This window comes from Geodermatophilus maliterrae, assembly GCF_041018925.1.
Lineage (GTDB): Bacteria > Actinomycetota > Actinomycetes > Mycobacteriales > Geodermatophilaceae > Geodermatophilus > Geodermatophilus maliterrae.
Window position 1 is genome coordinate 1 of the sequence record NZ_JBFNXQ010000058.1, and the last position, 25,706, is coordinate 25,706.

The 25,706-nt window shown below is 75.5% G+C and carries 27 protein-coding genes; 3 read left to right on the plus strand and 24 right to left on the minus strand.

From position 1 onward, the window contains the following. Positions 1 to 97 precede the first annotated feature (97 nt). From frr to rpsB, 4 genes are all read right to left on the minus strand, one after another. Positions 98 to 655, minus strand: coding sequence for a ribosome recycling factor (frr, locus tag ABQ292_RS16900; RefSeq protein ID WP_369208483.1), 558 nt, complete (start codon positions 653 to 655; stop codon positions 98 to 100). A 70-nt stretch (positions 656 to 725) separates the two neighbouring features. Then, positions 726 to 1,523 carry a UMP kinase gene (gene pyrH / locus ABQ292_RS16905; RefSeq protein WP_438940600.1) on the minus strand — a complete coding sequence of 266 codons (798 nt, stop codon included), beginning with the start codon at positions 1,521 to 1,523 and terminating at the stop codon, positions 726 to 728. A gap of 200 nt (positions 1,524 to 1,723) precedes the next feature. Then, a complete protein-coding gene (tsf, locus tag ABQ292_RS16910; RefSeq protein WP_369208485.1) occupies positions 1,724 to 2,539 on the minus strand; it encodes a translation elongation factor Ts in 816 nt (271 codons plus the stop codon). Positions 2,540 to 2,631: 92 nt separating this feature from the next. After that, a complete protein-coding gene (gene rpsB / locus ABQ292_RS16915; RefSeq protein ID WP_369208487.1) occupies positions 2,632 to 3,576 on the minus strand; it encodes a 30S ribosomal protein S2 in 945 nt (314 codons plus the stop codon). 296 nt (positions 3,577 to 3,872) lie between these two features. Between rpsB and ABQ292_RS16920 the strand changes: the two genes are divergently transcribed. Continuing rightward, positions 3,873 to 4,394: a M23 family metallopeptidase gene (locus ABQ292_RS16920; RefSeq protein ID WP_369208489.1), complete on the plus strand. Its 522-nt coding sequence runs from the start codon at positions 3,873 to 3,875 to the stop codon at positions 4,392 to 4,394. 46 nt (positions 4,395 to 4,440) lie between these two features. On the opposite strand, the gene whiG is transcribed toward ABQ292_RS16920, so the two are convergent. Further along, a complete protein-coding gene (gene whiG, locus ABQ292_RS16925) occupies positions 4,441 to 5,241 on the minus strand; it encodes an RNA polymerase sigma factor WhiG (protein ID WP_369208491.1) in 801 nt (266 codons plus the stop codon). Positions 5,242 to 5,369: 128 nt separating this feature from the next. Then, positions 5,370 to 6,305, minus strand: a complete 936-nt coding sequence (locus ABQ292_RS16930; RefSeq protein ID WP_369208493.1) for a tyrosine-type recombinase/integrase — start codon at positions 6,303 to 6,305, stop codon at positions 5,370 to 5,372. A gap of 194 nt (positions 6,306 to 6,499) precedes the next feature. Between ABQ292_RS16930 and ABQ292_RS16935 the strand changes: the two genes are divergently transcribed. Next, on the plus strand, positions 6,500 to 7,750 hold the full coding sequence (locus ABQ292_RS16935; protein WP_369208495.1) for an amidohydrolase family protein: 1,251 nt from the start codon (positions 6,500 to 6,502) through the stop codon (positions 7,748 to 7,750). A 28-nt stretch (positions 7,751 to 7,778) separates the two neighbouring features. On the opposite strand, the gene dprA is transcribed toward ABQ292_RS16935, so the two are convergent. The 14 genes from dprA to ABQ292_RS17005 form a co-directional block, all read right to left on the minus strand. Continuing rightward, the gene (dprA, locus tag ABQ292_RS16940; RefSeq protein WP_369208497.1) at positions 7,779 to 9,053 is read right to left on the minus strand and encodes a DNA-processing protein DprA; all 1,275 of its coding nucleotides are present in this window, start codon (positions 9,051 to 9,053) and stop codon (positions 7,779 to 7,781) included. Continuing rightward, positions 9,050 to 10,570 (minus strand): YifB family Mg chelatase-like AAA ATPase, encoded by a 1,521-nt coding sequence (locus ABQ292_RS16945; RefSeq protein ID WP_369208499.1) that lies wholly within the window; start codon positions 10,568 to 10,570, stop codon positions 9,050 to 9,052. The genes dprA and ABQ292_RS16945 overlap by 4 nt, the downstream gene beginning before the upstream one ends. After that, a complete protein-coding gene (locus ABQ292_RS16950) occupies positions 10,567 to 10,926 on the minus strand; it encodes a YraN family protein (RefSeq protein WP_369208501.1) in 360 nt (119 codons plus the stop codon). The genes ABQ292_RS16945 and ABQ292_RS16950 overlap by 4 nt, the downstream gene beginning before the upstream one ends. 131 nt (positions 10,927 to 11,057) lie before the next feature. Next, positions 11,058 to 11,378, minus strand: coding sequence for a DUF2469 domain-containing protein (locus ABQ292_RS16955; protein ID WP_110005697.1), 321 nt, complete (start codon positions 11,376 to 11,378; stop codon positions 11,058 to 11,060). Continuing rightward, positions 11,375 to 12,058 carry a ribonuclease HII gene (locus tag ABQ292_RS16960; RefSeq protein ID WP_438940601.1) on the minus strand — a complete coding sequence of 228 codons (684 nt, stop codon included), beginning with the start codon at positions 12,056 to 12,058 and terminating at the stop codon, positions 11,375 to 11,377. The genes ABQ292_RS16955 and ABQ292_RS16960 overlap by 4 nt, the downstream gene beginning before the upstream one ends. Before the next feature lie 320 nt (positions 12,059 to 12,378). Continuing rightward, positions 12,379 to 13,113: a LuxR C-terminal-related transcriptional regulator gene (locus ABQ292_RS16965; RefSeq protein WP_369208506.1), complete on the minus strand. Its 735-nt coding sequence runs from the start codon at positions 13,111 to 13,113 to the stop codon at positions 12,379 to 12,381. A gap of 271 nt (positions 13,114 to 13,384) precedes the next feature. Beyond that, positions 13,385 to 14,311, minus strand: a complete 927-nt coding sequence (lepB, locus tag ABQ292_RS16970) for a signal peptidase I (RefSeq protein WP_369208508.1) — start codon at positions 14,309 to 14,311, stop codon at positions 13,385 to 13,387. Positions 14,312 to 14,378: 67 nt separating this feature from the next. Beyond that, positions 14,379 to 14,735, minus strand: coding sequence for a 50S ribosomal protein L19 (gene rplS, locus ABQ292_RS16975; RefSeq protein WP_369208510.1), 357 nt, complete (start codon positions 14,733 to 14,735; stop codon positions 14,379 to 14,381). Between the two features lie 184 nt (positions 14,736 to 14,919). Then, on the minus strand, positions 14,920 to 15,435 hold the full coding sequence (locus ABQ292_RS16980) for an NUDIX hydrolase (RefSeq protein ID WP_369208512.1): 516 nt from the start codon (positions 15,433 to 15,435) through the stop codon (positions 14,920 to 14,922). Next, a complete protein-coding gene (gene trmD / locus ABQ292_RS16985; protein ID WP_369208514.1) occupies positions 15,428 to 16,183 on the minus strand; it encodes a tRNA (guanosine(37)-N1)-methyltransferase TrmD in 756 nt (251 codons plus the stop codon). Before trmD ends, ABQ292_RS16980 begins: the two co-directional genes overlap by 8 nt. After that, positions 16,180 to 16,695 carry a ribosome maturation factor RimM gene (gene rimM / locus ABQ292_RS16990; protein WP_369208551.1) on the minus strand — a complete coding sequence of 172 codons (516 nt, stop codon included), beginning with the start codon at positions 16,693 to 16,695 and terminating at the stop codon, positions 16,180 to 16,182. The genes trmD and rimM overlap by 4 nt, the downstream gene beginning before the upstream one ends. Positions 16,696 to 16,735: 40 nt before the next feature. Then, entirely contained in the window at positions 16,736 to 16,972 is a 237-nt protein-coding gene (locus tag ABQ292_RS16995; protein WP_369208516.1) for an RNA-binding protein, read from the minus strand. 3 nt (positions 16,973 to 16,975) lie between these two features. Beyond that, positions 16,976 to 17,500, minus strand: a complete 525-nt coding sequence (rpsP, locus tag ABQ292_RS17000; protein ID WP_369208518.1) for a 30S ribosomal protein S16 — start codon at positions 17,498 to 17,500, stop codon at positions 16,976 to 16,978. A 297-nt stretch (positions 17,501 to 17,797) separates the two neighbouring features. Then, positions 17,798 to 19,534, minus strand: coding sequence for a proline--tRNA ligase (locus ABQ292_RS17005; protein WP_369208520.1), 1,737 nt, complete (start codon positions 19,532 to 19,534; stop codon positions 17,798 to 17,800). A gap of 139 nt (positions 19,535 to 19,673) precedes the next feature. Between ABQ292_RS17005 and ABQ292_RS17010 the strand changes: the two genes are divergently transcribed. Further along, positions 19,674 to 20,144, plus strand: coding sequence for a YdeI/OmpD-associated family protein (locus ABQ292_RS17010; protein WP_369208522.1), 471 nt, complete (start codon positions 19,674 to 19,676; stop codon positions 20,142 to 20,144). 30 nt (positions 20,145 to 20,174) lie between these two features. On the opposite strand, the gene ABQ292_RS17015 is transcribed toward ABQ292_RS17010, so the two are convergent. The 4 genes from ABQ292_RS17015 to ABQ292_RS17030 all read right to left on the minus strand — a co-directional run bounded on the left by ABQ292_RS17015 (position 20,175) and on the right by ABQ292_RS17030 (position 25,646). Then, entirely contained in the window at positions 20,175 to 21,266 is a 1,092-nt protein-coding gene (locus ABQ292_RS17015) for an amidohydrolase family protein (protein ID WP_369208525.1), read from the minus strand. Further along, complete coding sequence (ffh, locus tag ABQ292_RS17020; RefSeq protein ID WP_369208527.1) at positions 21,263 to 22,837, minus strand: signal recognition particle protein; 1,575 nt, start codon at positions 22,835 to 22,837, stop codon at positions 21,263 to 21,265. The genes ABQ292_RS17015 and ffh overlap by 4 nt, the downstream gene beginning before the upstream one ends. A 91-nt stretch (positions 22,838 to 22,928) precedes the next feature. Then, positions 22,929 to 23,132, minus strand: coding sequence for a hypothetical protein (locus ABQ292_RS17025; RefSeq protein ID WP_369208529.1), 204 nt, complete (start codon positions 23,130 to 23,132; stop codon positions 22,929 to 22,931). A gap of 114 nt (positions 23,133 to 23,246) precedes the next feature. Further along, the gene (locus ABQ292_RS17030; protein WP_369208531.1) at positions 23,247 to 25,646 is read right to left on the minus strand and encodes a [protein-PII] uridylyltransferase; all 2,400 of its coding nucleotides are present in this window, start codon (positions 25,644 to 25,646) and stop codon (positions 23,247 to 23,249) included. Positions 25,647 to 25,706: the final 60 nt, after the last annotated feature.

Here is a 25,706-nt window from a genome sequence, read left to right on the forward strand (position 1 = left end):
CCGTGCGGGCGGCCGGCCGGCGCGGGCCACCCGGGCCGGACGGACCGGCCCCGGGGGCGTCGGGACGGGAGGTCATGGCAGGGGACGGGCGGAGCGCTCAGACCTCGAGCAGCTCGCCCTCCTTGTTCTTGACCGCCTCGTCGATGCTCGCGACGTGCTGGGCGGTGAGGTCGTCGAGCTCCTTCTCCGCGCGGCGCACGTCGTCCTCGCCGGCCTCGCCGTCCTTGGCGATGCGGTCGAGCTCCTCCTTGGCGCGACGGCGCACGTTGCGGACGGCGACCTTGGCGTCCTCGCCCTTGGACCGGGCCATCTTCACCAGGTCGCGGCGACGCTCCTCGGTCAGCTGCGGGAACACCACGCGGATGATCTGGCCGTCGTTGGTCGGGTTGACGCCGAGGTCGCTGTCGCGGATGGCCTTCTCGATGGCCGACAGCTGGCTGTTGTCGTAGGGCTTGATGACCGCCATGCGGGCCTCGGGCACGGTGATCGAGGACATCTGCGGCACCGGCGTGGGGGCGCCGTAGTAGTCGACCAGGATCTTGTTGAACATCGACGGCGCGGCCCGGCCGGTGCGCACCGAGCCGAGGTCCTCCCGCGCGACCGACAGGGCCTTGTCCATCCGCTCCTCGGCGTCGAGCAGGGTGTCGTCGATCACGGGTCTCTCCTCCTGCGGCGGGGTGCCCCGCCGTCCCTCTGGGTGCGGCTGCGCGTGGCGGGCGCCGGGCTCAGTCCGGCTGGCTGATCAGCGTCCCGATCCTCTCACCTGCCACGGCGCGGGCGATGTTGCCGTCCTGCAGCAGGTTGAACACCACGATCGGCATCTGGTTGTCCATGCACAGGCTGATGGCGGTGGCGTCGGCGACCTTGAGCTGGTCGGCGAGGACCGTGGCGTAGTCCAGGTCGTGGTACATGGTGGCCGCGGGGTTGGTGCGCGGGTCGTCGTCGTAGACGCCGTCGACGCCGTTCTTGGCCATCAGGAGCACCTGGCAGCCGATCTCCAGCGCACGCTGGGCGGCGACGGTGTCGGTGGAGAAGTAGGGCATGCCCGCGCCGGCACCGAAGATGACCAGCCGGCCCTTCTCCAGGTGCCGGACGGCCTTGCGCGGGATGTAGGGCTCGGCGACCTGGCCCATGGCGATCGCCGACTGCACCCGGGTCTGCAGACCCACCTGCTCGCAGAACGCCTGCAGCGCCAGGCAGTTCATGACCGTGCCCAGCATGCCCATGTAGTCGGCGTGCCGGCGGTCCATGCCCGCCTGCGAGAGCTCCGCGCCGCGGAAGAAGTTGCCCCCGCCGACGACGACGGCGACCTGGGTGCCGCCGTGGACGACGTCGGCCAGCTGCTCGGCGATGCTCTGGACGATGCCGGAGTCGACGCCCACCTTGCCGCCGCCGAAGGCCTCACCCGAGAGCTTGAGCAGGACGCGCTTGTACCCCCCACCGTCGGCGGGCTGGAAGGCCGTGGGAGCGGAGGTCGGTGCGGACGTGGGCGCGAAGGTGCTCGGCGCGGCGGTGTCGGTCAACTGCTCATCCCTCGCTCGACGACGTTCCCGTGATCCTGCCAAACCGCGCGCCCGGCGCCAGCGGGACCCGGACACACCACCGGCCCCGTCCCGAGTGGGACGGACGAAGGACCCCGCCACCCCCCACGCCTCGCATGCGCGGCGCCGGGCCCCTGTGGCGGGGCCGATCGGGGGTGGCGGGGTCCTTCCTGCCGCTGGTGTTACGCCTGGCCGACCTCGAAGCGGGCGAAGCGCTCCACGGTGAGGCCGGCGTCGTCGAGGATCTGCTTCACCGTGCGCTTGGGCTCGGTGATCGACGGCTGCTCGAGCAGGACGAAGTCCTTGTAGTAGGCGTTGACCCGACCCTCGACGATCTTGGTGATCGCCTGCTCGGGCTTGCCCTCCTCCTTGGCGGTCTGCTCGGCCACGCGGCGCTCGGTCTCGACGGCCTCGGCCGGGACCTCGTCGCGGGTGAGGAACCGCGGGCGGGCGGCAGCGATGTGCATCGCCAGCGAGCGCGCGGCGTCCTCGTCGCCGCCGGTGTACTGCACCGCGACGCCGATGGCCGGGGGCAGGTCGGTGGCGCGCTTGTGCAGGTAGACCGCGGTCGGGCCGTCGAAGGCGGCGAAGCGGGAGAGGACCAGCTTCTCGCCGATGCGGGCGGACTCGGCCTCGACCAGCTTGGCGACGGTCTGGCCGTCGACCTCGGTGGCCAGCAGGGCCTCGGCGTCGGCCGGCTTGCTCTGCAGCGCGAGGTCGAGCAGGCGCTCGGCGAGGGCCACGAAGTCGGCGTTCTTGGCGACGAAGTCGGTCTCGCAGTCGAGCTCGAGCAGCGCGCCGTCCCGGCTGACGACGATGCCGTTGGTCGTCGAGCGCTCGAGGCGCTTGCCGACGTCCTTGGCGCCCTTGATGCGCAGCAGCTCGATGGCCTTGTCGTACTCGCCGTCGGCCTCGGTCAGGGCCTTCTTGGCGTCCATCATGCCGGCGCCGGTGGCGTCGCGGAGCCGCTTGACGTCGGCGGCGGTGAAGGCAGGCATGTCACTTCCCTACGGGTCTGGATGCGGGTGGGTGCGGACGTGCCGCGGCGCCGCTGCCCGCCCCCGGAGGGCTGGGCAGCGGCGCCGGCGGGTCAGCCGTTCTGGGCGCCCTGGGTGCCGGTGGACGTGTCGCCGGTGGCGGGCACGCCCTCGACGGGGGCGATCTCCTCGGCGGTCACGGCCGGCGGGGCGGCCGGGGTCTCCGGGAGCGGGGTGGCCTCGGCGGCGGTCGCCTCGGCGGCACCGTCGGCCTGGCCGGTGAGCAGCTCGCGCTCCCAGTCCGGCAGCGGCTCGTCGCCACCGATGACCGGGGCGCCGCCCTCCTCGCGCCCGGCGTTGGCCTGCGCGGCCGAGCGGGCCATGAGGCCCTCGGCGACGGCGTCGGCGACCACGCGGGTCAGCACGGTGATGCTGCGGATCGCGTCGTCGTTGCCCGGGATCTTGAAGTCGACCTCGTCGGGGTCGCAGTTGGTGTCGAGGATCGCCACCACCGGGATGTTCAGCTTGCGGGCCTCGCCGACGGCGATGTGCTCCTTCTTCGTGTCGACGATCCAGATGGCGCTGGGCACCTTCTGCATGTCGCGGATGCCGCCGAGGCTGCGCTCGAGCTTGGCCTTCTCGCGGGTCAGGCCGAGCTGCTCCTTCTTGGACAGGCTGACCAGCACGCCGGTCTGCTCCATGTCCTCGAGCTCCTTGAGCCGCTGGAGCCTCTTGTGCACGGTCTGGAAGTTGGTGAGCATGCCGCCCAGCCAGCGCTGGTTGACGTAGGGCATGCCGACCCGCTGCGCCTGCTCGGCGACGACCTCCTGCGCCTGGCGCTTGGTGCCGACGAAGAGGATCGAGCCGCCGTGGGCGACGGTCTGCTTGACGAACTCGTAGGCACTGTCGATGTACCCGAGCGTCTGCTGCAGGTCGATGATGTAGATGCCGTTGCGCTCGGTGAAGATGAAGCGCTTCATCTTCGGGTTCCAGCGGCGGGTCTGGTGCCCGAAGTGGACGCCGCTGTCGAGCAGCTGCTTCATGCTGACGACTGCCATGTGCAGCCTTCCTGTCGTGCGCACGGCCGACGGGCGGCCGCGCTCCTCGGTTGACGCGGGCGCCGGGTGGCGCACCGCCCTGGCGTCCTGCGGCGCCACCGACCCGGGGGGACCGGGACCGAGGTGGGGCTGCCCCGCCGGAGCGGCGGGAGGAGGACGCGCGGAGTCGGCCCGCCGGGGCGGGCCGCACCGGACAGCATACGCCGCGGCCGGTGTGCCCCTCCCCCGCCGTCGGCGCCGTCCACAGCCCGGCGGCCACGGCGTCTCGCGGCCGGGCGGACGGCGAGGCTCCCGGGGTGCCCGTCCTCGCGCCCGCCCGGCCCCTCGTCGTCGCGCTGCTCGCGGTCGCCGCGGTCCTCGGGGCCGCTCCGGCGGTCGCCGAGCCCCCGCCCCCGGTCGTCGGCTCCCCGGCGTGGACGTCCCCGCTCGGGGACCCGCCGACGGTGACCCGGCCGTTCCAGCCGCCACTGTCGCCGTACGGGCCCGGACACCGGGGTGCCGACCTCGCCGGGGCGCCGGGGACCGTGGTCCGGGCCGCCGGCGACGGCGTGGTCGTCTTCACCGGGATGGTCGCCGGGAGGCCGGTGGTGAGCGTGGACCACGCGGACGGGCTGCGGACGACCTACGAGCCGGTGCAGCCCGCCGTCGCCGCCGGTCAGGGAGTGGCCCGCGGCTCCCCGCTCGGCACGGTGCTGGCCGGTCACGAGGGCTGCCCGGCCGCGGCCTGCCTGCACTGGGGCCTGCGCCGCGGGCAGACCCATCTCGACCCGCTGGCGCTGCTGCGCCCGCCCGAGGTCAGGCTCCTCCCGCTGGGCTGACACCGCGCCGGCCCCGGGAGGAGGCCCGGTCGGGGCCCGGGCGGTCTCAGGCGATGTCGGCGAGCTTGGTGCGCAGGTGCAGGACGGCCTTGGTGTGCAGCTGGCAGATCCGGCTCTCGGTGACGCCGAGGACGCGGCCGATGTCGGCCAGGGTCAGGCCCTCGAAGTAGTAGAGGCTGACGACGACCTTCTCCCGCTCCGGCAGCTGCTCGACGGCGCGGGCGAGCAGCTGGCGGGCCTCACCGTGCTCGGCGACGGCCTGCGGGTCGAGGGCGTTGGCGTCCTGCAGGGTGTCGACCAGCCGGGGCGCACCGCCGTCGTCGTCGGTGAGCAGCTCGTCGAGGGCCACCACGTTGACCAGGGAGAGCTGGCCGAGGAACTTGCGGACCTCCTCGACGTCCATGTCCATCTCGGTGGCCACCTCCTCCTCGGTCGGGCTGCGCTGCAGCCGGGTCTCGAGGGCGGCGACGGTGCGCTCGAACTGGCGCGCCTTCATCCGCACCGACCGCGGGATCCAGTCGGTGCTGCGGAGCTCGTCGATGATCGCGCCGCGGATGCGCGACATCGCGTAGCTCTCGAACTTGACCTCGCGCGAGGGCTGGTAGCGGGTGATGGCGTCGATCAGCCCGAAGGTGCCGTAGGAGACCAGGTCGGCGTGCTCGACGTGCGCGGGCAGGCCGCTGCCGACCCGGCCGGCGACGTACTTCACCAGCGGCGCGTAGTGCAGGATCAGCCGGTCGCGGAGGGCCGGGGCGCGGTCGGTGACGTACTGCGCCCACAGTTCGGCGAGCGCTGCGTCGGCGTCCTCGTCGGACTCGCCGATCCGGTGGATGGTCGCCTCGGGCACGATTCGCACTCCCGCTCTCTGGTGGGCTCGGGACCCCGCCGCGGGCGGGGGCACGGACAGGGTGGACACGGTGGGGTCCGGCGTCTGGGGGTCCGGCAGGTGGTCGTCCGGCACGGTCGGCGCTCCGCTCAGGCCCGCGGGTGTGCCTGCGCGTGCACCGCACGGAGGCGCTCGACCGTCACGTGCGTGTAGATCTGCGTCGTGGCGAGGCTAGCGTGGCCGAGCAGCTCCTGGACCGACCGCAGGTCGGCGCCGCCCTCGAGCACGTGGGTCGCCGCGGAGTGGCGCAGCCCGTGCGGGCCGACGTCGAGGGCACCGGGCGCGCGGGCCACGGCGGCGTGCACCGTGCGCCGGGCCTCGCGCGGGTCGAGCCGCCGGCCGCGCAGCCCCAGCAGCAGGGCCGGACCGGAGTCCGCGATGGCCAGGGCGGGGCGGCCGCGTGTCAGCCACTGGTCGAGCGCCTGCTCGGCCGGGGCGCCGTAGGGGACGCTGCGCTCCTTGCGGCCCTTGCCGAGGACCCGCAGCAGCCGCCGGCCACGGTCGACGTCGTCGACGTCGAGGCCGACCAATTCGCTGACCCGGATGCCGCTGGCGTAGAGCAGCTCGAGGACGACGGCGTCGCGCAGGCCGACCGGGTCGTCGGAGCCGCCGGCCGACTCGACGACCGCGCGGGCCTGGTCGGGGGCGAGCACGTCGGGCAGCGTGCGGTGCGCCTTGGGGCTGACCAGCCGCAGGCCGACGTCCTCGGGGGTCACGCCGGACCGGCGCAGCCACGCGGTGAACGACCGGGCGGCCGCGGCGCGGCGGGCGGTCGTCGCCCGGCTGGCACCGCGGGTGCGGCCCTGGGCCAGCCAGCTCCGCAGGACGGCGAGGTCGAGCTCGCCGACCCCGGTGCCGCCTCGCCGGGCGAGGTGGTCGAGCAGCCAGACGGCGTCGGTGACGTAGCCCCGGACGGTGTGCTCGGAGAGGTCGCGCTCCTCGTGCAGCCCCCGCTCGTAGCCCTCGAGGGCCGCGGCGAGCGCCGGTGGCAGCGCGGCTCGGGCATCGGCGGTGCGGGCGGTCACGCCCCGACCGTCCGACGGCGTCCCCCGGCGGTCAAGCCGCCGCGCCGGTCGGTTGCCCGCCACGGAGTCGGAGGCCACCGCCGCCACAGCCGTTGCGCACCCGCGCCCGGTCGGGGGGACCCACGCCCGCCCGGGGAGGGCGTTGCGCCTGCCCGGCCGGCACTCCAGGCTCTGACCGGACGAGGGGGGACGGCGTGGACGGCGTGGACGGCGTGGACGGCGCGACCGACAGCTTCCTGATCGAGGGAGCCCAGGTCTTCGACGGGCACCGGTTCCTGCCCCCCGGTGTCCTGCTGGTCGTCGACGGGCGCATCGCCGCGGTCGGCACCCGGTTGACACCTCCGGCCGGCACACCCGTCATCGCGGCCCAGGGGGGCACCGTCCTGCCCGGTCTGGTCGACGCGCACGTCCACGTGCACCCCGGCGCTCTGCAGGCAGCGCTGCGGTCCGGGGTCACCACGGAGCTGGACATGTTCGCCGATCCGGCCCTCGTGCGCTCGCTCCGGCGGCAGGCGTCGTCCGACCCGGGGATGGCCGACCTGCGCTCGGCGGGGACCGGCGCCACGGCTCCCGGTGGGCACCCGACCGCGCTGGTCGACAGGGGCCTGCTGGCACCCTTCCCCACCGTGGCGGGACCGCGGGACGCCGAGGCCTTCGTCGCGGACCGGGTCGCGGAGGGCTCCGACCACCTGAAGATCGTCCTCGAGGACGGCGCCACCACCGGGCGCCCGTGCCCCTCGCTGACGGCCGACACGGTGCGGGCGCTGGTCCTCGCGGCGCACGCCCGGGGTCTGCTCGTCGTGGCCCACGCGCTCACGCGGGCCCACGCGCTGCTCGCCGTCGACGCGGGCGTGGACGGGCTGGCCCACCTGTTCGTGGACGAGCCGGCGTCGCAGGAGTTCCTGGACGCCGCCGCCCGCCGGGACGTGTTCGTCGTCCCCACCCTGACCTCGCTGGCCGCCCGGGCGGGGCGGAGCCGGGGCCCGGCCCTGGCAGCCGACCCGTACCTCGGACCGGGCATCGACCGCGGCCAGCGGGCGCTGCTCGAGACGGACTTCCCGGTCGGGCCGGGTGCGCGGGCCGACCTGGACATCGCGATGTCGACCGTCGGCCGGCTGCACCGGGCGGGCGTCGCGCTGCTGGCCGGGACCGACGCGTCGAGCCCGGGTGTCGCCCACGGCGTCAGCCTGCACGACGAGCTCGACCTGCTGGTGCAGGCAGGCCTGCCCCCGGCCGCGGCCCTGGCGGCAGCGACCAGCGCCCCGGCCGTGGCCTTCCGCCTCGACGACCGCGGCACCCTCGCACCGGGCAGACGCGCGGACCTCGTGCTGGTCGACGGCGACCCCGGACACGACATCACCCGCACGCGGGCCGTCAGGGCGGTCTGGCGCAACGGCCGCCGGGCGACCGGACCACAGGTCGCGTCCGCGGCGGGCCCGGCCTGACGGCCCACCGGGTCACCGGCGCCCGGCGTCACCCGCCCGCGCCGTGGCCCTCCCTCCGCTTCGGCGGCGGGGTCAGCCGCCAGCCGGTGCCGGTCCACTGCACGAGGTCGGCGAGCTCCAGCGCGGGCAGCACCCGCATGGCCTCCAGCGGGTCGCAGGCGGCGACGGCGGCCAGCCGCTCGGCGCTGACGCCGACGCGGACCGGGCAGGCGTCGAGCACCCGTCGCGCGAGGTCCGAGAGCCCGTCGCGCGGGCCCGCGGGTCGCTCCGGTGGCTCGGCGAGGTCGGTCCCGAGGCCGCCCACCGCCTCGACCACCTGCGCCGCGCCGGTCACCAGCCGCGCGCCCGTCTCCTCGTCGCGCAGCAGCTCGTGGCAGCCGACCGACATCGCACTGGTCACCGGACCCGGCACCACCAGCACTTCCTTGCCCAGCCCGCGGGCCCGCCGGGCCGTGGCCTGCGCGCCGGAGCGGGCGGCCGCCTCCACGACCACCGTGCCACGGGTGAGCGCGGCGATGAGCCGGTTGCGGACGAGGAAGCGGTGCCGGTGCGGAGCCGCACCCGGCGGCCACTCGCTGACCAGCAGGCCGCCGGTGTCGGCGATGCGGGCGAACACCGCCGAGTGCGCCACCGGGTAGGGCCGGTCGACGCCGCAGGCCAGCACGGCGACCGTCGGCGCCCCGGCGGCCAGGGCGCCGCGGTGGGCCGCCGCGTCGATGCCGTAGGCGCCACCGGACACCACGGTCCAGCCCCGCTCCCCCAGCTGGTGGCCGAGCTCGCCGGCCACGTGCTCGCCGTAGGCGGTGGACGCCCGCGCGCCGACCACGGCGACCGACCGGTCGGCCACCTCGTCGAGACGGGCCGTGCCGCGCACCCACAGCGCCACCGGCGGTACCAGCGCCGTCGTCCGGTCGGCCTGCTCGGGCTCCCCGGCGTGGGCGACGACGGCCACGGTGAGCGAGTGCAGCGGCAGGGCCGGCCACTCGTCGTCCTCGGGGACCACCAGGCGCGCACCGCAGCGCTCGGCGCGGCGCAGGTCGGCGAGGCTGGCGTCCTCCTCCGCGCGGACGCCGACCAGCGCGCGGGCGTGCTCCGGGGCCGTCCCCGCCCGCAGGGCACGCACGGCCGCGACCGGCCCGACGTCGTCGACCCAGCGCCACAGGCCGACCGAGCCGGGCTCGGCCGCGCGGGTCAGCCACGCCCGGGCCCGCCGGATGCCCGGGACGCCCGTGCCGTCGACCGCCGCCGGCCCGGCGAGCGCCTCCTCGAGGTCCTCGTCGAGCGTCGGCACGAGCTCGCTCACGCCGCCACCCGCTGCAGCCGCATGCCGAGCGCCTCGGCCACGTCGTCGCTGCCGGGGACCGTGCGCCCGGCCAGGTCGGCCAGCGTCCAGGAGACCCGCAGCACCCGGTCCAGCCCCCGCACGGACAGCACCCCGCGGTCGAGCGCCCGCTCGGCCAGAGCCAGCGCCGGCCGGGGCACCGCCCAGCGCTCGCGCAGCAGCCGGCCGGGCACCTGGCTGTTGAGCGTCAGGCCCGTGCCGTCCAGCCGGGCCGCGGCCGCTGCCCGCGCGGCCGCCACCCGGGCGGACACCCGGGCGGTCGACTCCGGCGGCTTCCCGCCACCCAGCCACGCCGCGCGGGTCACCGGTGGCAGGTCGACCCGCAGGTCGATGCGGTCGAGCAGCGGGCCGGACAGGCGCGCCTGGTAGCGGCGCCGCTCCAGCGGAGTGCACGTGCAGGCGGCGTCCCCGGCCGCGGTGGCGCACGGGCAGGGGTTGGCGGCCAGCACCAGCTGAGCGCGGCACGGGAAGGTCGCCGATGCCGTGGCGCGGGCGATGGTGACCGCGCCCCGCTCCAGCGGCTGGCGCAGCGTGTCGAGGGTCGACCGGGGGAACTCCGGCGCCTCGTCGAGGAAGAGGACGCCCCGGTGGGCCCGGCAGAGGGCACCGGGACGGATGGCGCCCGAGCCGCCGCCCACGAGCGCCGCCATCGTCGCCGAGTGGTGCGGCGCCTCGAACGGCGGCCGGCTCACCAGGGGCGCCCCGGGCGGCAGCGTGCCGGCGACCGAGTGGATGGCGGTGACCTCCAGGGCGGCCCGCTCGTCGAGGACGGGCAGCAGACCGGGCAGCCGCTCGGCGAGCATCGTCTTGCCCGCGCCCGGCGGTCCGGTGAGGAACAGGTGGTGCCCGCCGGCCGCCGCCACCTCGACCGCGCGCCGCCCGGCGGCCTGCCCGACGACGTCGCCGAGGTCGGGTGCCGGCGCCGGCGGAGGCAGCGGGCCGCGCACGTGCGGGGACAGGCGGGCGCGGCCGGACAGGTGGGCCACCAGGTCGCCGAGGGTCGCGGCCGGCAGGACCTCGACGCCGTGCACGAGCGCGGCCTCCTCCGCGTTGCCGGCCGGGACGACGACGGTGCCGTGCCCGGCCGCCGTGGCCGCCAGCACCGCCGGCAGGACGCCCCGGACCGCCCGCACCGAGCCGTCGAGCCCGAGCTCACCCAGCAGCACGAGCCCGTCGGCGGCGTCGGTGGGGACGGCGCCGGCCGCGGCGAGGACGGCAGCGGCCAGCGCCAGGTCGAAGCCGCTCCCCTGCTTGGGCATCGACGCCGGGGACAGCCCGATGGTGATCCGCCGCAGCGGCCAGGAGGCGCCGGTGTTCACCACCGCCGCACGGACGCGGTCGACCGACTGGCGCACCACGGCGTCGGGCAGGCCGACGAGCACCACCCCCGGCACACCGGCGGACATGTCCACCTCGACCTCCACCATCGCGCCGGTGACCCCGGCCAGGCCGACCGACCAGGTGCGCGCCAGCGTCACGAGAACGCCCCGCGCAGGTGCGTCACCAGGGGCGGGCGCTCCGGCCGCACGAGCACGCCGACGACGTCGAAGCGGAGGTCGGGGGCGTGCTGGTCGTGGGCGGCCAGCCAGCGCTGGGCCAGCGTGCGCAGGCGCCGCTGCTTGGCCGGCGTGACCGCCTCGACCGGGTGGCCGAAGCCGGTGGCGCGGCGGGTCTTCACCTCGCAGAAGACGATCGCCGTCCCGTCACGGGCGACGATGTCGAGCTCACCGTCGCGGCAGCGCCAGTTGCGGTCGAGGACGCGCAGCCCGGCGTCGGTGAGGTAGGTCGCGGCGACGGCCTCGCCGTGGCTGCCGAGATCGGTGGTCGTGGACACGCGCCGACCGTGACCCGGCCGACGGCCGGCGAGCGGCCCGGACGGAGGTCTGTGGACGGGGCGCCGGGCTGTGGACGGCCGGCACGGTCCGGTCGGTGCAGGCGGTCAGCCTGCCGGGTGTGAGCGGGAGATCAGGAGAGCCGGGGCCCGTCCGGCAGCTCGAGGTCGGGCTTGTCCAGCTCCTCGACGTTGACGTCCTTGAACGTCAGGACGCGGACGTTGCGCACGAAGCGCGCCGGCCGGTACATGTCCCAGACCCAGGCGTCGGAGAGCTTGAGCTCGAAGAACACCTCGCCGCCGGCCTCGCGGACCTGCAGGTCGACGGAGTTGGCGAGGTAGAAGCGCCGCTCGGTCTCCACCACGTAGGTGAACTGCCGGACGATGTCCCGGTACTCGCGATAGAGCTGCAGCTCCATCTCGGTCTCGTACTTCTCCAGGTCCTCGGTGCTCATCGAGGCTCTCCGGACACAGCGCGCATGTCCCCATCATCGACCATGCCGCCGGGACCGGTCAGCTGGAGCTCCCGACCGGCGTGTGCGTCGCGGGCGCGGACCACGTTGACGAAGCGGGACCGGTGCTCGGGGCAGGGGCCGTGACGCTCGAGCGCGGCGGTGTGCGCCTCGGTCGTGTAGCCCTTGTGCACCGCGAAGTCGTACTGGGGGAACCGCTCGTGCAGGTCGAGCATGATCCGGTCCCGCGTCACCTTGGCCAGCACCGAGGCCGCGGCGACGCAGGCGGCGACGCGGTCGCCCTTCCAGACGGCGAGGTTCGGCCGTCCCAGCCCGGGCACGACGAACCCGTCGGTGAGCACGTAGTCGGCCGCGGGGTCGAGCGCGACCACCGCCCGGCGCAGCGCCTCGAGGTTGGTCACGTGCATGCCGCGCGCGTCGAGGTCGGCCACCGGGATCACCACGACCGACCAGGCGAGCGCGCGGTCGACGACCTCGTCGTAGACCCGGTCGCGGGCGGCGGCGGTCAGCAGCTTGGAGTCGGCCAGCCCGGGCACGCGGCCGCGCCGGCCGGCGGGCAGGACGCACGCCGCGGCGACGAGCGGCCCGGCACAGGCACCGCGCCCGGCCTCGTCGGCACCGGCCACGGCGGGAAAGCCGCGGCGGTGCAGCGAGCGCTCCATGTCCCAGAGGGCGTCGGTGCGCTCCTCGAACGGAGGAGGACGGCGGGTGCGGGCGGTCGGTGCCGCGGAGACCCGGTGGGCTGGGGGAAGACGGCCGGCCATCGCCGTCCGACAGTACGACGGTGCCGGGTGGGCCGGAGGGCCGGACGCCGGGACGACCGCGGGCCGGTCCCCGGGGACAGTGGGGACCGGCCCGCGGACCGGAGCCGGGCCCGTGAAGGCGCGGCGGGGGCGCCCCGTGCGGACCGCCGAGGAGGCGGACGGTCCGGTTGGGGTGCGCCGGGCCCGGCGCGGTCGCGCGCCGGGCCCGGGCGTCGGGGTCAGACCTCGGCCGAGGCCGGGGCCGGGGCCGAGGCCGGAGTGGTGAGGCCGTGGGCGCCGCAGGTGCAGGTGCCCGAGTTGCGCGACGAGAGGACCAGCGAGACCGCATGGGCCCGGTCGCGGGCACCGAGCTTGCGCAGGATCGCCTTGACGTGCGACTTGACCGTGTCCTCGCTGATGAAGAGGTTGCGGCCGATCTGGCGGTTGGACTGGCCCTGGATCAGCTCGTCGAGGACGTCGGACTCGCGGCGGGTCAGCGGCACCTCGGGGGTCAGCGGCTTGCCGGCCGGCGTGGCCGAGGGCTCGACCCGGCGGATCTGCGGGTCGACGATGGTACGGCCGGCGCGGACGGCCAGGACGGCCCAGCCGAGCAGGGTCGGCGAGGTGTTGAGCATCAGGTAACCGCGGACACCGGCGGCGATCGCCTCGTTCACCACGGCGGGGTCCTCGGAGGTCGCCAGGGCCACGATGGCCACCCGCGGGAAGCGGCGGCGCAGGTCCCGGACGACGTTCAGGGTGGCGGCGCGGCCGGCGCCCATCTCCACGACCACGGCGTCGGGACGGGCGGTCTCCACCAGGGTCAGCGCGCGGCGCAGCTCCCCGGGGGTGCCGACCGACTGCATGCCGGCGGTCTCGTTGATCATGCTGATCAGACCGCGGCGCAGGACGGGGGCGTCGGCGAGGACGAGGACGCGGGTGACGCCTCGGGCGGCGCTCGCCATGGGTGCGGACACGACGTACTCCATTTCGGTGGACCGAGTTGCTCTCGAACACCTCATCGGAGTGGAATGGCGGGTGCTTGAACACTTTCCGGGGATTTCCGGAAAGAATCTGCGTCGGGCGACAATGTGCCGTCCTCGTCACAGGAGAAACACCACCGGGTCCTCCCGCGCATTGTCGACATGGTGACGCCATTCCCGGGAATGGCGTCGGAACAGTCGGGCGGGCAGACGACGACGGCGCCGCCCCCGAGGGGACGACGCCGTCGTGCTGCAGGTGCGGGGCTCAGCCGGGCCCGCGCCGGGCGACCCGACGTGACCGGCGCCGGTGGTGCCAGACGGTCACGGGGAGCGCGCCGACCAGACCGGCCCCCGGCGGCAGGACCGGGCCCACGGGGCTCGCGGGACCGGCCGAGCCGGACGGGGGTGCGGCCGATGCCTCGACGCCCTGGATGTCGGGGTCGTCGAGCGTGCCGAAGCGGTTCACCGGCCAGACGATGAGCGCGGCCTTGCCGATGACGTCGTCGACGGCGATGGTGCCGCTGTAGCGGTCACCGACGTGGGAGCGCGAGTCGGCGGAGGCCGAACGGTGGTCGCCCATCACCCACAGCCGGCCCTCGGGGACGGTCACCGCGTCGAACCCGCGGCTCTCCAGCGGGGTGTTCTCGTAGAGGTAGGGCTCGTCGAGGGGCTGGCCGTCGACGGTCACGCGGCCCTCCGCGTCGCAGCACTCCACGGTCTGGCCGCCGGTGGCGATGACCCGCTTGACGTAGTCGTCCTCGCTCGGCGGCGCGACGCCCACGGTGCGGCCCAGCCACAGCAGGGCGCCGGTGAACCAGTTGGCCGGCTCCTGGACCTCGACCTCGGGCACCCAGGTGTCGGGGCCCTGGAAGACGACGATGTCGCCGGGCTCGGGCTCGCCGAACCAGTACGGCACCTTGTTCACCAGCACCCGGTCACCGGTGCAGCCGGGACAGCCGTGCAGCGTCTGCTCCATCGACCCGGAGGGGATGAAGAACGCCTGCGCGAAGAAGGTCTTGACCACCAGCGCCAGCACGAAGGCCACCAGCAGCAGCACCGGCAGCTCGCGCAGCAGCGAGCTCTCCGGCTTCTCGCGCCGCCGGCGGGACCGGCGGCCGGTGCTCTCCGCTCCGGACGGGGACTCGTCTCCCGGGACGACGTCGGCGGGCTCCCCGGACCGGTCGCTGCTCATCGGGAGCCAGCGTACGGCCGCGGGCAGCCCGCCGCGGTCAGGCCGGGTCGAGCCGGCCGGGAGGTCGTCAGCGCGCGACGGGCTCGCGACGCTCCTTGATCTTGGCGGCCTTGCCGCGCAGCTCGCGGAGGTAGTACAGCTTGGCGCGGCGGACGTCACCGCGGGTCACGACCTCGATCTTCTCGACGACCGGGGTGTGCACCGGGAAGGTGCGCTCGACACCCACGCCGAAGCTCACCTTGCGGACGGTGAAGGTCTCGCGGATGCCGCCGCCCTGGCGGCGGATGACCACGCCCTGGAAGACCTGGATGCGCGACCGGTTGCCCTCGACGACGCGGACGTGCACCTTGACGGTGTCCCCCGGGCGGAACGTGGGGATGTCGTCGCGCAGCGAGTCGGCGTCGAGTACGTCCAGGGTGTTCATCGCAGCATTCCTCGGTCTCAGCAGTGGCTCGTCGTCGGATCGGGCAGCGGGTGCACTGCGCTCCGGTCCAGATGGCTGCGACTCCGGGAGGGAGTGCCCGTCGGCGGGCGCCTCCGGTCTGCAGCAGCTCTCTACTGTGCCACATCCTCGCCGGACTGCCGAGACGGCCCCGGGCGCGAGCGGCTCAGTCGACCACCCGCGGCGGCCGCCGCCACGGCCCGGCGAGCAGCTCGGGCAGCACCGCGGCCAGCTCGCGCGGCGCGAACTCCGCACCGCTGGCGGCGATCTCGCCGGCCGACCACCAGCGGTGCGGCTCCTCCCCCAGCAGCTCCAGCTCGGTGCGCCCGGCCGGGTCGACCTCGTGCACCACGTCGCGCAGGACGAAGAAGGTCTCCCGCGAGTCGACGTCGACCCCGGCGAAGGCACCGACGTGCCGGCGGAACCACACCGGACCCTCGAGCGCCGCGGGCTCCACGACCAGGCCGATCTCCTCGGCCAGCTCCCGGGCGGCGGCCTGCCGGACGCTCTCGCCGTCCTCCACTCCGCCGCCGGGGGTGTACCAGAACAGCACGTCGCCGGGCGGGACGGCGGGGTCGGTCAGCCGCGCGCCGAGCAGCAGCACCCGGCCGGCGGGGTCCAGCACGACGACCCGCGCGGTGGGCCGGACGACCGCTCGCCCACCCGCCCGGCGCTCAGCCACCGTCGAGCTCGGCCCGGTCGGCCGGCGAGAGGGCGTCCTCGGGGAGCGCGGCGAGCAGGTCCGGCCGCCGCGCCGCCGTCCGCCGCAGCGACTCCGCCCGCCGCCACCGGGCGATCGCCGCGTGGTCACCCGAGAGCAGCACCGGCGGGACGTCGAGGCCGCGCCACGAGGCCGGCCGGGTGTAGGAGGGACCCTCGAGCAGCCCGTCGGCGTGCGAGTCGAACTCGACGGACTCGCGGTTGCCGACGACGCCGGGCAGCAGCCGGGTCACCGCCTCGACCATCACCAGCACCGCCGACTCGCCGCCGGCCAGCACGTAGTCGCCGATCGAGACCTCCGAGACCGGCCCGGACGCCGCGGCCCACTCGGCCACCCGCTGGTCGATGCCCTCGTAGCGCCCACAGGCGAAGACCAGGCCGGGCTCGGCGGCCCACTCGGCGGCCACGGCCTGGGTGAAGGGCCGCCCGGCCGGGGTCGGCACGACGAGACGGGTGCCCGGCGGGCGGACGGCCTCCAGGGCGCGCGCCCACGGCTCGGGACGCATCACCATGCCGGGGCCGCCGCCGTAGGGGGCGTCGTCGACGGTGCGGTGGACGTCGTCGGTCCACTGCCGCAGGTCGTGCACGCCGACGGCGACCAGGCCGCGCTCGGCCGCCTTGCCGAGCAGCGACTGCCGCAGCGGGGCGAGGTACTCGGGGAAGATCGTGACGACGTCGACGGAGTAGGGGCCGACCCGGTCCGGGCTCACAGGTCGAGCAGCCCCTCGGGCGGGTCGACGACGACGACGCCGCCGGCCAGGTCGACCGTCGGCACGATCGCCGCGACGAAGGGGACCAGCAGCTCGCGGCCCCTGTCCCGGGCGACGACGAGCAGGTCGGCGCCCTCGTGGCGCACCGCGGTGACGGTGCCCAGCGCGGAGCCGTCGGTCAGCCGGGCGGCCAGACCGACGAGCTGGTGGTCGTAGTAGGCGTCGGGGTCCTCGAGCTCGGGCAGGTCGGCGACCGGCACGTGCAGCTCGGTGTCGCGCAGCTCCTCGGCCGCCTCGCGGCTGTCGACGGGCGAGCCGTCGGGGCGCTCGATGCTCAGCAGCAGCACCTCGCGGTGCCAGCGGGCGCCGGCCACGGTCAGCGGGCCGCGCGCCGCGGGCTCGGTGAGCAGAACGGCACCGGGGACGAAGCGGTCGTCCGGGTCGTCGGTGCGGACCTCGACGGTCACCTCACCACGGACACCGTGGGGCCGGCCGATGCGGCCGACCACCACGGTGTCGGGTGGGTCCTGTGCGTCCAAGGGACGGCGGCGCTCAGCGCCCGTCGGTGTCGACGACGTCGACCCGCACACCACGGCCGCCCACGCCGGCCACGACCGTCCGCAGCGCCTTGGCGGTGCGGCCGCCGCGGCCGATCACCTTGCCGAGGTCGTCGGGGTGGACCCGGACCTCGAGGGTCTTGCCGCGGCGCCCGCCGACCATGTCGACGGTGACGTCGCGCGGGTGGTCGACGATGCCCTTGACCAGGTGCTCGAGCGCCTCTTCGAGCACGTCTTACTCGGCGGGCGTCTCGGCCGGGGCGCTCGCGGCGGTGCCGGCGTCCGCGGGAGCGGCAGCGGCGTCCGCGGCAGTGCCCGCGCCCGTGGCGGCGGCGTCCGCGGGAGCGGGGTCCTCGGCGGGGGCGTCGGCCTTGGGGGCCGCCTTCTTGCGCGGGGTGGTGGCGCCGGCGGCCGGCTCGTCACCGTTGTTGCGCACGGCCTCCTCGTAGAGGGCCTTGCGGTCGGGCTTGGGGGCGGCGACCTTCATGGGCGGCGGAGCCGGCTCGCCCTTGAACTTCTGCCAGTCGCCGGTGACCCGGAGGATGGCCGCGACGGCCTCGGTCGGCTGCGCGCCGACACCCAGCCAGTACTGGGCGCGCTCGCTGTCGACCTCGATGAAGGAGGGGTCCTCCTTCGGGTGGTACTTGCCGATCGTCTCGATCGAGCGACCGTCCCGCTTGGTGCGGGCATCGGCGACGACGATGCGGTAGTACGGGGCGCGCATCTTGCCCAGTCGCATGAGCTTGATCTTGGTGGCCACGGTGGCTGGTGTTCTCCTCGAACGCTGTCTGTCGGTGCTCGCCGGACGGACGCGTGGGGGTACGCCGGGGCGGAGCCAGGGACACGGCCGGCGGGGGTGAGAGGGCCACCCGCGGCCGTGTTCGACGGTCCATGATGCCAGACGCCGGGCGGCGTGCGGTGAGCAGCCGGGGACCGCTCCTCACGTGGGCGGGCACGGCCGCCGGGCTCGACGCCCTCGCGGGCCGCGCACCGGCGCACCGGGCCGTCCACCTCGAGGACGCCGGCGGCTACGGGGTGGGGCTCGCCACCGGGTCCCTCACCCGCGGACGGCGGCCAGCACGCGGGCGGCCGCGTCGCCGACCGGCACCTCCTCGCGCTCCCCCGTCGCCCGGTCGCGCAGCTCGACGACGCCCTGCGCCAGACCGCGGCCGACGGTGACGATTGTCGGCATCCCGAGCAGCTCGGCGTCCTTGAACTTGACCCCCGGCGAGACCTTGGGCCGGTCGTCGTAGAGCACCGTCAGACCGGCGGCGACGAGCTCGCCGGCCAGCGACTCGGCGGCGTCGAAGACCGCGGCGTCCTTGCCCGTGGCCACCAGGTGCACGTCGGCCGGGGCGACCTCGCGGGGCCAGACCAGGCCCAGCTCGTCGTGCGTGGACTCGGCGATCGCGGCGACGGCGCGGGAGACGCCGATGCCGTAGGAGCCCATGGTGACGGTGACGAGCTTCCCGTTCTCGTCGAGCACCTCCAGGCCCAGGGCGGCGGCGTACTTGCGGCCCAGCTGGAAGATGTGCCCCAGCTCCACGCCGCGGGCCAGCTCCAGCGGGCCGGAGCCGTCGGGCGCCGGGTCGCCGGGCAGCACCTCGGCGGCCTCGACGGTGCCGTCCCAGGAGAAGTCGCGGCCGGCCACCAGGTCGAACACGTGCTTGCCGGGCTGGTTGGCGCCGGTGATCCACCGGGTGCCGGGCACCACCCGGGGGTCGACGAGGAAGCGGATGCCCGACGCGCTGTCCTTGCCGAGCACCTCGGGGCCGATGTAGCCCTTGACCAGCGCGCGGTGGCCGTCGAAGTCGGTGAACGGCTCGACCTCGGCCGGGGCGACCTGCGCCTCCAGCCGCTTGGCGTCGACCTCGCGGTCGCCGGGGATGCCGACCACGAGCGGCACGCGGGTGCCGTCGGGGTGCACCAGCGTGACGACGACGTTCTTCAGCGTCGAGGCGGCGGTGTAGCCGGCGTCGGGGAACATCTCCTGCGCGACGGCGACCAGCGTCTCGATGGTCGGGGTGTCGGGGGTGTCCTCGACGTGCGCCTCGGGCAGCCCGTCGAGCGGGACCGGCTCGGGGACGACGGTGCTGACCGCCTCGACGTTGGCCGCGTAGCCCCCCGCCGACCGGACGAAGGTGTCCTCGCCGATCTCGGTCGGGTGCAGGAACTCCTCGCTCCGCGAGCCGCCCATGGCCCCCGACATCGCCGAGACGACGACGTAGTCCAGGCCCAGCCGGTCGAAGACCCGGATGTAGGCGTCGCGGTGGGCGGCGTAGGAGGCGTCCAGGCCGGCGTCGTCGACGTCGAAGGAGTAGCTGTCCTTCATCGTGAACTCGCGGCTGCGGAACAACCCGGCCCGGGGCCGCGCCTCGTCCCGGTACTTCGTCTGGATCTGGTAGAGCGAGAGCGGCAGGTCCTTGTACGAGGAGTACAGGTCCTTCACCAGGAGCGTGAACATCTCCTCGTGCGTGGGGCCGAGCAGGAAGTCCGCCCCCCGGCGGTCCTGGAGCCGGAAGAGGTTGGGGCCGTACTCGGTCCAGCGGTTGGTCGCCTCGTAGGGCTCGCGGGGCAGCAGCGCCGGGAAGTGCACCTCCTGCGCGCCGATCGCGTCCATCTCCTCGCGGACCACGCGCTCGACGTTGCGGAAGACGCGGTAGCCCAGCGGCAGCCAGGAGAAGCCGCCCGGCGCGGCCCGCCGGATGTAGCCGGCCCGCACGAGCAGGCGGTGGCTGGGGACCTCGGCGTCGGCCGGGTCGTCGCGCAGGGTGCGCAGGAACAGTGTCGACATGCGAAGGAGCACGGACGTCATCCTCCCAGGCCGTGCACCCGGCTTTCCCGGACCGCCCCGCCGGGGAGCCGGAACGATGAGTCCGCCGTACCGTCCCGGTCTCCACGGCAGCAGAGGACCGCACGGAGAGGGGCGACGGGTGACCGTGACCGAGCAGCGCAGCGTGACGTTCGAGACGACGGTGGCCGCGAGCGGCAACAACACCGGGATCGAGGTCCCGCCCGAGCTCATCGACCAGCTGGGGGCAGGACGGCGGCCACCGGTCGTCGTCGACGTCGACGGGTACGAGTACCGCAGCACCGTGGCGGTCATGGGTGGGCGGCACCTGATCGGCATCAGTGCCGCCATCCGGGAGGCCACGGGACTGGCGGCCGGGGACCCGATCCGCGTCACCCTGACCGTGGCGGACACCCCGCGCGAGGTCGACGTCCCCGCCGACCTCGCCGCCGCCCTGGCGGCCGACGAGCAGGCCGGGGCGTTCTTCGCGACGCTCTCCAACAGCCTGCAGCGCCACCACGTCGACACGGTCAACGGCGCGAAGACCGCCGAGACGCGGCAGCGGCGCATCGACAAGGCCGTCGCCCTCTTCCGCGAGGGGAGGAAGCGCTGACGGTCGCGCCGCGCACCGGGTGACTGCCGGTCAGACCACCCGGCCGCGGAGGACGGTGAGCACCGGGCGGGTCAGGGTGCCGAGGTCGGCGCGCGGGTCGGTGTCGTAGACGACGACGTCGGCCGGCGCCCCCTCCTCGATGCCGCGCAGCCCCAGCCACTCCCGCGCCGCCCAGGACGCCCCGGCCAGCGCTGCCTCCGCCGGGATGCCGGCCTGGCACAGCGCCCGCACCTCGTCGGCGATCCGGCCGTGCTCGATGCCGCCGCCGGCGTCGGTGCCGGCGAACACCGGCACCCCGGCCTCGTACGCCGCCCGGACGACGGCGCCGGCGCCGGCGTACAGCCGCCGCATCGTGCTGGCGTAGGTGGGGAACCGCTTCTCCCCCGCCTCGGCGAAGCCCGGGAAGTTCTCCACGTTGACCAGCGTCGGGACGACGGCGGTGCCGCGGGCGGCCATCTCGGCGAGCAGGTCCTCGGTCAGCCCGGTGCCGTGCTCGATGCAGTCGATGCCGGCACGGATCAGGTCGGGCAGCGCGTCGGTGCCGAAGGTGTGCGCGGTGACCCGGGCGCCCTCCTCGTGCGCCGCCGCCATCGCCGCGGCCAGCACGTCGGCCGGCCACTCGGGCGCGAGGTCGCCCACGCCGCGGTCGATCCAGTCGCCGACGAGCTTGACCCACCCGTCGCCGCGGCGGGCCTGCACGCGGACCTCCGCGACGAGGTCCCCGGGCTCGAGCTCGACGCCCAGGCGCGGCAGGTAGCGGCGGGTGCGGGCGATGTGCCGGCCGGCCCGCACGATCCGGGGCAGGTCGGGCTCGTCGTCCAGCGCCCGGGTGTCCACCGGGGAGCCGCAGTCGCGCAGCGCCAGCACCCCCGCGGCGCGCTCGGCGAGCGCCTGCCCGCGCAGGCCGGCGAGGTCCTCGACGAACACGCCGCCGCGGCCGATGCCGACGTGGCAGTGCGCGTCGACCAGCCCGGGCAGCAGCCAGCCGCCGCGGCCCACCGTCTCCGCGCCGGGCACCGGCTCGAACGTGATGCGCCCGTCGCGGACCCACAGGTCACGGTGCTCACCCTCGGGGAGGACGACCCCGGAGAGGTGCAGGTCCGGCAGCCGCGGGTCGCTCACCGGCCGGGCCGCTCGTCCTTGAACTGGCTGAAGTCGAGCTTGCTGAGGTCGGGCAGCGCCTGGCCGGGCGGGAGACCGGGCATGCCGCCGGGGAGCTGGCCGGGGAGCCCGCCGGGCAGGCCGTTCACGCCGGGGGCGCCGATCGGCCGGCGGGCCGGGCCGCCCTTCCCCTTGACGCCGCCCTTCTTGCCCTTGCCCTTCTTCGACTGGGCCTGCATCTGGCGGCCGCGGGCCTTCTTCGACATGGGGCCCATCCCCGGGAGGCCCATGCTCCCGGCCATCTGGCCCATCATCTTCTGTGCCTGCGCGAAGCGCTCCAGCAGCTGGTTGACCTCGGTGACGGTCACGCCCGAGCCGTTGGCGATGCGCACCCGGCGCGACGCGTTGATGATCTTGGAGTCGACCCGCTCCTGGGGGGTCATCGAGCGGATGATCGCCGCGGTGCGGTCCAGGTCGCGGTCGTCGACCTGCTTGAGCTGCTCCTTCATCGCCCCGGCACCGGGCAGCATGCCGAGCAGGTTGGCGATCGGGCCCATCTTGCGGATGGCCATCATCTGCTCGAGGAAGTCCTCGAGCGTGAAGCCCTCGCGGCTGGCGAGCTTGCCGGCCATCTTCTCGGCCTGGTCGGCGTCGAAGGCCTGCTCGGCCTGCTCGATGAGGGTGAGCACGTCGCCCATCCCGAGGATGCGCGAGGCCATCCGCTCGGGGTGGAAGACGTCGAAGTCGGTGAGCTTCTCGCCGGTGGAGGCGAACATGATCGGCTGCCCGGTCACGTACCGCACCGAGAGCGCGGCACCACCGCGGGCGTCGCCGTCGAGCTTGGTGAGGACGACGCCGCTGAAGCCGACGCCGTCGCGGAACGCCTCGGCCGTGGTGACGGCGTCCTGGCCGATCATCGCGTCGACGACGAACAGCGTCTCGTCGGGGCGCACGGCGTCGCGGATGCCGGCGGCCTGGGCCATCAGCTCGGCGTCGATGCCCAGCCGGCCGGCGGTGTCGACGACGACGACGTCGTGCTGGGTGCGGCGGGCGTGCTCGACCGAGTCGGCGGCCACCCGGATCGGGTCGCCGACGCCGTTGCCCGGCTCGGGCGCGTAGACGTCGACGCCGGCCTGCTGGGCGACGATCGAGAGCTGGTTGACCGCGTTGGGCCGCTGCAGGTCGCAGGCCACCAGCAGCGGCGCGTGGCCCTGCCCCCTGAGCCAGCGGCCGAGCTTGCCGGCCAGCGTCGTCTTACCGGAGCCCTGCAGGCCGGCGAGCATGATCACCGTCGGTGACTGCTTGGCGTAGCGCAGCCGGCGGGTCTCGCCACCGAGGATCTGGATGAGCTCCTCGTTGACGATCTTGATGACCTGCTGCGCGGGGTTGAGCGCCTGGGAGACCTCCGCCCCGCGCGCCCGTTCCTTGACGGCGTTGATGAAGGCCCGCACGGCCGGCAGCGCGACGTCGGCCTCCAGCAGCGCGATGCGGATCTCGCGCGCCGTGGCGTCGATGTCGGCGTCGGTCAGCCGGCCCTTGCCCCGCAGGCCGGTGAAGACCTTGTCGAGGCGGTCGGAGAGTGTCTCGAACACGAGCAGTCCTCAGCAGTCACGGGCGCGGACGGGCCGCGCCACCTGACCCCAGGGTATCGAGCCGGCCGCGGGTGGCCGGGCGTGCGCGCTGCTAGGCCGCGCGCCGCGCCACCGCCTCGACGACGGTCTCCAGGCCGCCGAGGAGGAACGCGGCGCCGCAGCCGGTGCACAGCCACTCGGGGCACTCAGCGCCGTCGTCGGTGTGCCCGTCGGCGCACGGCGGCTGCTCGAACACCCGGGTCTCGGCACAGGTGGGGCAGGGCCACTCCGGCCGGCCGGACAGCTGGGCGTCCACGTGGGGCTCCTCTCGCAGGTCGGCGGCGGGACCCTCCCGTCCCGCTCGCCTGCGACCGTCGCACGCCCCTCCGACAGTCCCGGGCGGACACGCCCACCGGCCGCTCCGCCGAGGTCAGCCCGGACCGGGCTCCCCACCGCCGCTGTGCGCGGGGGCGGGCACCGCGCCGCGCGTGGCGGCGACCAGGGCCGTCTCCACCCGTGCCCGCTGCTCGGCGTCGATCGGGCAGCCGGCCGGGTTGCAGACGTAGAAGTAGTCGGCGGCGTCGGCACCGAGGGTCTCGATCCGCGCGCTGGTGACGTCGAGGCCCTCGGCGGCCAGCGCGGCGGTGAGCCGGTACAGCAGGCCCGCCCGGTCGGTCGCGCGCACCTCGACGATGCTGGTCGCCTCGCCGCTGACCTCCGAGTCGTGCCAGGAGATCCGCGGCGCGGCCGCGCGGACGGCGTCCTGCCGGTAGTCGGCCTCCCGCTGGCGCAGCCGCTCGGTCAGCGGCAGCGTCCCCTCGAGCGCGGCGCGGACGGCGTCGGCCAGGATCGTCGGCTGCGGCGCGCGGCCGAAGCGCGGGCGCACGGCGAACACCGCCGTCGCCCGGCCCCCCAGCACGTTGACCTTCGCCGCCCGGACGTCGAGCTGGTTGAGCGCGAGCACGCCGGCCAGCCGGCTGAACAGCCGGGGCCGGTCGGGCGCGCCGATGGTGACCTGCTGGCCGTCGGCGACGTCCTCCACGCCGACGGTGACCGCGTCCGCGGCGTCGTCACCCTGCCGGCGCACGCTCGGCTCGGTGGGGTGCAGCACGGGGTCGGGGTCGCGGTCGCTGGTGAGGGGGGCACCCAGCCGCGCCTGCACGCGGGCGACCAGGTGCGCCACCAGGTGCGCCTTCCACGGCGACCAGGCCGACGTGCTCGTGGCCGCGCCGTCGGCCTGGGCCAGCGCGTGCAGCAGCTGGAGCACCTGCGGGTCCTCGCCGATCGTGGACGCGACGCGGTCGACGGTCGCGGGGTCGTCGATGTCGCGGCGCGTGGCGGTGTCGGGCAGCAGCAGGTGGTGGCGCACGAGCGTGGCGAGGGTGGCGACGTCGGCGTCGGAGAAGCCCATGCGGGCGGCCATCGCGGCGGCCACCGGCGCACCGACGACGCTGTGGTCGCCGGGCCAGCCCTTGCCGATGTCGTGGAGCAGCGCCGCCACGAGGAGCAGGTCGGGCCGGTCGACGTCGTGGGTGAGCTCCGCGGCGGCCGCGGCCGCCTCGACCAGGTGCCGGTCGACGGTGAAGCGGTGCCACGGGTGGCGCTGCGGCAGCGAGCGGATGCGGTCCCACTCCGGCAGGAACCGCGCGAGGAGCCCCTCCTGGTCGAGCTGCTCGAGGACCGGCACGGCCGCACGGCCGCTGGCCAGCAGCCGCAGGAACCACCAGCGGACCTCCGCCGGCCAGGGCTCGGGCACCGGCGGCGAGTGCACGGCGAGCACCCGGAGCGTGTAGGGCGACAGCAGCAGGTCCGCGCGCGCGGCGGCGGCCGCCCCGCGCAGGACCAGGCCCGGGTCGGCGGCCGGGCGGGCGTCGCGGGCGAGGACGACCTCGTCGCCCTGGCGCACCACGCCCTCGGCCAGCGGCTCGCGGCGCACCCGCCGGTAGCGGGCACGGGGACGGCGGACCAGCGCGGCCTCGACCCGCCGCCAGGTGTCGTCGGCGACGAAGGCCAGGCGCCGGCCGGCGAGGCTGACCTCGCGCAGCAGCTGGTCCTCGTCGGCCAGGCCGAGGGCGGCGGCGACCGGGCGCTGCTCCTGGCGGACCAGGACGTCGCCGGCGCGGCCCGACCGGCGGCGCAGCTCGTCGCGCACGTCGAGCAGGAAGCCGTAGACGGCCTCGAGCTCGGCGGAGGGCTCGTCGACCAGCTGGGCGGCGGCCACCGCGCGCAGCACCTGACCCTCGCGCAGGCCGCCGTAGGCCTCCTTGAGGTCGGGCTCGAGGAGGAAGGCCAGCTCGCCGACCTGCCGGGCGCGGGTGCGGCGCAGGTCGCGCAGCTGGGGCAGCAGCCGCCCGGCCGACTGGCGCCAGCTGGTCAGGGTGGCCGTGCGCAGCGCGGCGGCGAGGTCGGCGTCCCCGGCCACCAGGCGGGCGTCGAGCAGCCCGAGGCCGGCCTTGACGTCGGTGGAGGCCACCGCGACCGCCTCCGGGACCGAGCGGACCGAGTGGTCCAACCGCACCCCGGCGTCCCAGATCGGGTACCAGACGGCGTCGGCGAGGGCGGCCACCTCCGGCCGGCCGTCGTGCACCAGCACGAGGTCGAGGTCGCCGTGCGGCGGGGGCTCGCGCCGCCCGAGGCTGCCGACGGCGACGAGCGCGACGCCGTCGGTGCCGGTGCGCGGCTGTTCCCCTCCCCGCCCACCCGCGCCCCGGCGCTGCTGCGGTGGCGGCGTCCCGGTGACGGCGTCGGCGAGCAGGCGGCCCAGCCAGGCGTCGAGGACCTGCACCCGCTCGGCGCGGGGCAGGTCGGGCAGTGCCCCGAGGTCCGGCACGGTTCCCCCAGTCGGTCGATAGGTGGGACGGTGACGACCGGGGCGGTGGACTCCCCACCA

Excerpts from the sequence above, each read along its gene's own strand:
- tsf (WP_369208485.1), bottom strand. The coding sequence starts at position 2,539 with ATGCCTGCCTTCACCGCCGCCGACGTCAAGCGGCTCCGCGACGCCACC.
- rpsB (WP_369208487.1), bottom strand. The coding sequence starts at position 3,576 with ATGGCAGTCGTCAGCATGAAGCAGCTGCTCGACAGCGGCGTCCACTTC.
- ABQ292_RS16955 (WP_110005697.1), bottom strand. The coding sequence starts at position 11,378 with ATGAGCACCGAGGACCTGGAGAAGTACGAGACCGAGATGGAGCTGCAG.
- ABQ292_RS16960 (WP_438940601.1), bottom strand. The coding sequence starts at position 12,058 with ATGGAGCGCTCGCTGCACCGCCGCGGCTTTCCCGCCGTGGCCGGTGCC.
- lepB (WP_369208508.1), bottom strand. The coding sequence starts at position 14,311 with ATGAGCAGCGACCGGTCCGGGGAGCCCGCCGACGTCGTCCCGGGAGAC.
- rplS (WP_369208510.1), bottom strand. The coding sequence starts at position 14,735 with ATGAACACCCTGGACGTACTCGACGCCGACTCGCTGCGCGACGACATC.
- ABQ292_RS17005 (WP_369208520.1), bottom strand. The coding sequence starts at position 19,534 with ATGTCGACACTGTTCCTGCGCACCCTGCGCGACGACCCGGCCGACGCC.